The sequence below is a fragment of the Microbacterium sp. genome (assembly GCF_051953575.1).
GTDB lineage: Bacteria > Actinomycetota > Actinomycetes > Actinomycetales > Microbacteriaceae > Microbacterium.
In genome coordinates this window covers 1-5206 of the sequence record NZ_JBQCIP010000010.1, presented here as the reverse complement: position 1 = coordinate 5206, position 5206 = coordinate 1, and the positions used below count along the sequence as shown (strand labels likewise).

3 protein-coding genes are annotated in these 5206 nt (G+C 70.7%); 2 read left to right on the top strand and 1 reads right to left on the bottom strand.

What is annotated here, in order from left to right; genetic code table 11:
* Window positions 1-66: 66 nt before the first annotated feature.
* The gene (locus ACTHNQ_RS00725) at window positions 67-2184 is read right to left on the bottom strand and encodes a L,D-transpeptidase family protein (RefSeq protein WP_440330531.1); all 2118 of its coding nucleotides are present in this window, start codon (window positions 2182-2184) and stop codon (window positions 67-69) included.
* Window positions 2185-2405: 221 nt separating this feature from the next.
* Between ACTHNQ_RS00725 and ACTHNQ_RS00720 the strand changes: the two genes are divergently transcribed.
* Both ACTHNQ_RS00720 and ACTHNQ_RS00715 read left to right on the top strand, forming a co-directional pair.
* Complete coding sequence (locus tag ACTHNQ_RS00720; protein WP_440330530.1) at window positions 2406-3608, top strand: ROK family transcriptional regulator; 1203 nt, start codon at window positions 2406-2408, stop codon at window positions 3606-3608.
* 115 nt (window positions 3609-3723) lie between these two features.
* The gene (locus ACTHNQ_RS00715) at window positions 3724-5064 is read left to right on the top strand and encodes an extracellular solute-binding protein (protein ID WP_440330529.1); all 1341 of its coding nucleotides are present in this window, start codon (window positions 3724-3726) and stop codon (window positions 5062-5064) included.
* The last annotated feature ends 142 nt before the right edge of the window (window positions 5065-5206 follow it).

Genomic DNA, 5206 nt, shown 5'->3' with positions numbered 1-5206 from the left:
GTGGAGGCCGGGCGCCCGGCATCCACTCCGTTCTTCTTGTGAGCGGAAGAACCCGCCTCGCGGGCGTCAGTTCTGGACGGTCACCTCGGTGCCCATCGGGGCCCACTGGTACAGGAACTCGGCAACGCCCACGGGGAGGTTCACGCAGCCGTGGCTCATGCGGTTGCCGAAGTTGTTGTGCCAGTACGCGCCGTGCAGCGCCTGGTCGCCGTTGAAGTACATCACCCAGGGCACGTTCTTCGTGTAGTAGTACGGCGCCTTCGTGAGGTCGGGGTTGCCCATGTTCTGGATGCGGAGCTTCGCGGTGATGCGGAAGCTGCCGGTGTGCGTGTCGTGGCCCGGGAGGCCCGACGACATCCGCGTCGAGCTGACGACGACGCCGTTCTCGTAGAAGTACGCGGCCTGATCGCTGAGGTCCACGACGATGTTGCGGGCGAGCGTGGTGGTGCTCACCGGCACCTCGTCGACCGGGAGCTTGTAGACCGGGTCGCCGCCGGCGAGCTGCGCCGCGAATGCCGCAGCGATGCCCGCGGTCGCGCCCAGCTGGCGCCCCGACTGACCGGCAGCGATGGTCTGCAGCACCTTGCCGGCGCGGTCGGTGATCTCCACGGCGTTCTCGGGCGCGCGGTCGACGGCGCCCGCGAGCGTGTCGACGACCGGCTGGATGTCCGCGGGGTCGGCGCTGATCGTGAACGCCCCGTTCTCGGGCGTGACGGTGAGCCAGGATGCCGCCACCGCGCGGTCCACCGGCACGGTGCGCTCGTCGCCCACGTAGAAGCCGATGTTCGAGATCATGCCGTTGAGCTTCGTCGCCGTGTCGGCGGCGGTCTCGGTCGAGATCGCCGCGGGGACCTCGGCGATCACCGGGTCGAGGTTCACCGTCTTCTTGCCGGCCTCGAACGCCGCCTGCAGCGCCTGCTGCACCGTGGCGACGTCGATCCCGGCGCCCGGCGTCGCGGGCGTCGACACGTACGAGGTGGACGCGCCGTCGTATGCGAGCGTCGCATCGACCGGATCGGTGAACAGGGCGGGCGCGGCCTTCTGCAGCGCCTCGAGGGCGGTGGGGGTGTCGAGCTCGACCTCGGCGCCCGTCTCGGCGAACCAGGCGGTGGGGTTCCACATCGGGTGCTCCGAGAACGCGGCGTCGGCCAGCGCCTTCGCGTCGACCGACGCACCCAGGTCGGCGCCGGTCACCTCGGCATCGCCGCCGTCTCCGGTGAGCACCACCGTGGTCGTGGCCAGCTGCTTCTGGATCGCGTCGGCGGCGGCACCGGGGGTCATCCACCCCACCGGCACACCGGCGACGGTGGTCCCCGGCGCGATCAGCAGCAGCGACGAGACCAGCAGGCCCACGACGGCGACACCGGCGCCGATGCTCAGCCACAGGGCCGTGCGCTTCTTCTTCGGCTTCGGCTCGGGCTCGGCCCACGCGTAGACGGCACCGTCGGTGCCCGCGGGCGGCGCGGCAGCCGCAGCGTCCGCGTCCGGCGCGGCCGTGGTCGTCGGAAGAACGGTGGTCGCCACGGCGGTGTCGGATGCCTCGGCCGCAGCGGCCTCCTGGGCCACAGCGGTCGTCGCGACGACGACGGTGGCCGCGTGCTCGTCGGCGGTGTCGGCGGCGGCGACGTCGGCAGCCGGTTCGGCCTCGGCGGCGAGCGGGGGCTCGTCGAGCGATTCGGCGTCGACGGCGTCGGTGGCGGCTTCGACCGAGGGGTCGTCGGCTTCCGCCGTGGCTTCGGCATCGGGAGCTTCGCCGGCGGCGTCGGTCTCGGCCGGGGCGTCGGCATCGGCGGCGTCGGCCTGGTCCGCACCCTCGGCGGCGTCGACGTCGTCCGTGGCGTCTGCTTCGCCCGCGGCGATCTCGTCGGTGGCTTCCGCGTCTGCGGCGTCGTGGTTCGTGGCGTCCGCCTCGGACTCGGCCGTCTCGTCCGCCTGCGTCTCGTCCGCCTGCGTCTCGTCGGTGGCTGCGTCAGGTTCGGTCGCGTCGGTGTCGTCCGCGACCTCGTCGGTCGCGTCCGCGGCGTTCGCTGTCTCGTCTGCCGGCTCGCCGGCGGCCACGTCGGAGTCGTCGGTGGGGGAGCCCTCGAACTCCGCGTCCACCGCGTCGCCGACGGCCGGCTCGACCTCGACGGCATCTCCTGCGGACGCCTTGTCGGCCTGCGGCTGAGTCGCCAGATCCGTCACGCCTTCACCCCCCGAATGTGATTCACGCTTCCGACAATGGTAAGCGACGCCCGCGCGCGCGTGGGTCACGTCCTGGTCACGTACGAATCGCCGGTCACGCGCGGAAACTCGGGGGGAGGCGCTGGTGCTGCTCGCGGCCGCACATCACAGTTTTGTAAAGACGCCGACCAAAAAGCGATGGGGGCTTGCGGAAAGTTTGTTCGTAAGGTCTACTAACAAACATGCCTACTTCGGAAGCGCGGCGCGGCTCTTCCATTATCGACCCGCCGCACAATCCCACCGCGAATGCCCGCGCATTCGCCCCCGGTCGCACCCTGCGCCAGGGGGCGAAGGTGCTGCCCGAGCACGCTCGCGGCCACAACCGCTCGCTCGTGCTGCAGACCCTGTTCCACCAGGGCGCCATGAGCCGCGCGGACCTCTCGCGCGAGACCGGCCTCACGCGGGTGACGATCTCGGATCTCGTCGCCGAGCTCATCGCGGACGGCTTCGTCGCCGAGATGGGCGTGCGCGAGGCATCCGGTCCCGGAAAGCCCGCGATCCTCGTCGATCTCGACCACGCCGGGCACCGCATCGTCGGACTCGACCTCTCGGGCAGTGACACGTTCATCGGTGCCGTGCTGACGCTCGACGGCAGCATCGTGGTCCGTCGCGAGGTGCCGCTCCCCGCCGATGAGGACGTGGTGTCGACGGTGGTCGACCTCGCCCGCGGCCTCGTGGCCGAGGCGCACGCGCCCGTCCTCGGAATCGGCGTCGGAACCCCCGGTGTCGTCGACGACCGCGGCGTCATCCTCACGGCCCCCAACTTCGGCTGGGCGGGCTTCGACCTCGAGGGTGCGCTGCGAGGCGCGCTCGGGCTACCCGTGCTCGTCGCCAACGACGCCAACGCCGCCGTGCTCGCCGAGTACACGTTCGGCGGTGCGCCGGACGACGTGCTGCTGGTGAAGGTCGGCCGCGGTGTCGGCTCCGGACTGCTGCTGGCCGGCCAGCCGATGCGGGGCAGCCGCTTCGCCGCGGGTGAGATCGGCCACGTCACCGTCGGCACCGACGGCGGTCCGCTGTGCGCCTGCGGCAAGGTGGGATGCCTCGAAGCGTGGCTGTCCGTCCCGTCGCTGACCAAGCGCCTGGCCGAGGCATCCGATCCCGGCGACCACGAGGGGATCCTGCGCGATGCGGGGGAGCGGTTGGGCATCGCCCTCGCACCCGTCGTCGGCACCCTCGACGTGTCGGAGATCGTGCTCTCCGGCCCTGCTGATCTTCTCGGCGGTCCCCTCGCGGACCGGGCCGTCGAGGCTCTCCGTGCGCGAACGCTCGCGCCGTCCAACGACGACGAAGGCGTGCGGGTGCGGATGACGGAGCAAGGCCAGGACATCGTCCTGCGCGGCGCGGCCGTCATGGTCCTGTCCGGACAACTGGGGGTGTCCTAGACCTCGGCCTAGACCCCGCCATCACTCCGACGGCTCACCCCCCGAACCGCCGGATCCCCCCCTGGATGGGCCACCCGGCCCACCCGAACACCAAGAGAACATGAAGGAACACACCATGAAGAAGACGCTTGGAGCCGTGGCGCTCATCGGCGCCTCGGCACTGGTGCTCGCCGGCTGCGCCGGCAGCGGCAACGCGGGCGGCGGTTCGGCCGACGACGCTTCCGGGTTCGACCCCGAAGGCGCCAAGGGCCAGAACATCACGTTCTGGGTCATGGGTGGCGACACCCCTGACGAGCTGCGCCAGTACCTGAAGGACGAGTACAAGGCGGCTACGGGCGGCACGCTCACCATCGAGCAGCAGGACTGGACCGACGCGGTCACCAAGCTCGCGAACCAGCTGCCCGACGCGAACAACACCCCCGACGTCACCGAGATCGGCAACACGTGGTCGCCGACCTTCACGACGGCGGACTCGTTCAGCGACCTGAGCGGCATCTACGACGAGCTCGGCGGCGACGACCTGCTGAAGTCGTTCGTCGACGTCGGCACGGTCGACGGCAAGCAGTACGCCCTGCCGTACTACTTCGGCTCGCGCTACATCACGTACCGCAAGGACATCTGGAGCGCCGCAGGCCTCGACCAGCCCAAGACGCTGAGCGAGTTCAACGACGACGTCAAGAAGCTCCGCACCGACAGCCAGTCGGGCTTCTACATCGGCGGCGAGGACTGGCGCAACGGCATCTCGTGGGTCTTCGCGAACGGCGGCGACCTGGCCAAGAAGGACGGCGACAAGTGGGTCTCGACCCTCAGCGACGCCAAGACCATCACGGGTCTCGAGCAGTTCCAGGACCTGTTCCAGAACGCCTCGAACGCGCCGGCCACCGAGGACGACAGCACCCCGTGGGTCAACATCAACAACGACAAGAACGGCAACCCCCCGACGGCCGCCACGATCATCGCACCCGGCTGGGCGCACTGGTCGATCGGTGACTTCGTCGAGGAGAAGACCGGCGACGACGGCAAGGTGACCGAGGTCCGCGAGTGGAACGACGACACGTTCGGCGTCTTCCCGCTTCCGGGCGTCGAGGAGGGCCAGGCCGCTCCGGTCTTCGCGGGCGGCTCGAACATCGGCATCTCGGCCAAGAGCAAGAACCAGGCCGGTGCCAAGGAGCTCCTGCGCATCATCTTCTCGGACGAGTACCAGCAGATGCTCGGCAAGAACGGCCTCGGTCCGGCGAACACCAAGTTCGTGGACTCGCTCGGTGACGACATCTTCGCCTCGGCTCTCATCGAGTCGGCGCTGAACTCGAAGCTCACCCCGGCCGCGCCGGGCTGGGCGGCCGTCGAGGGTCAGAAGATCCTCGAGGAGTTCTTCGGCAAGGTGGCCGCCGGTGGCGACATCGAGGCCCTGGCCAAGGAGTACGACCAGAAGATCGACGCCATCATCAACGGCTGAGAACCTCTTCACCTACCGGGGTGGGGGGGGGGGCGCGCCGCCCCCCCGCCCCCGCCGCGCCCCCCCCCCCCCCGGGGGGGCCGGGGGGGGGGCGCCCCCCCCCGCGGGGGGGGCCGGGGGGGGGCCGCGGGCGGGGGGGGGG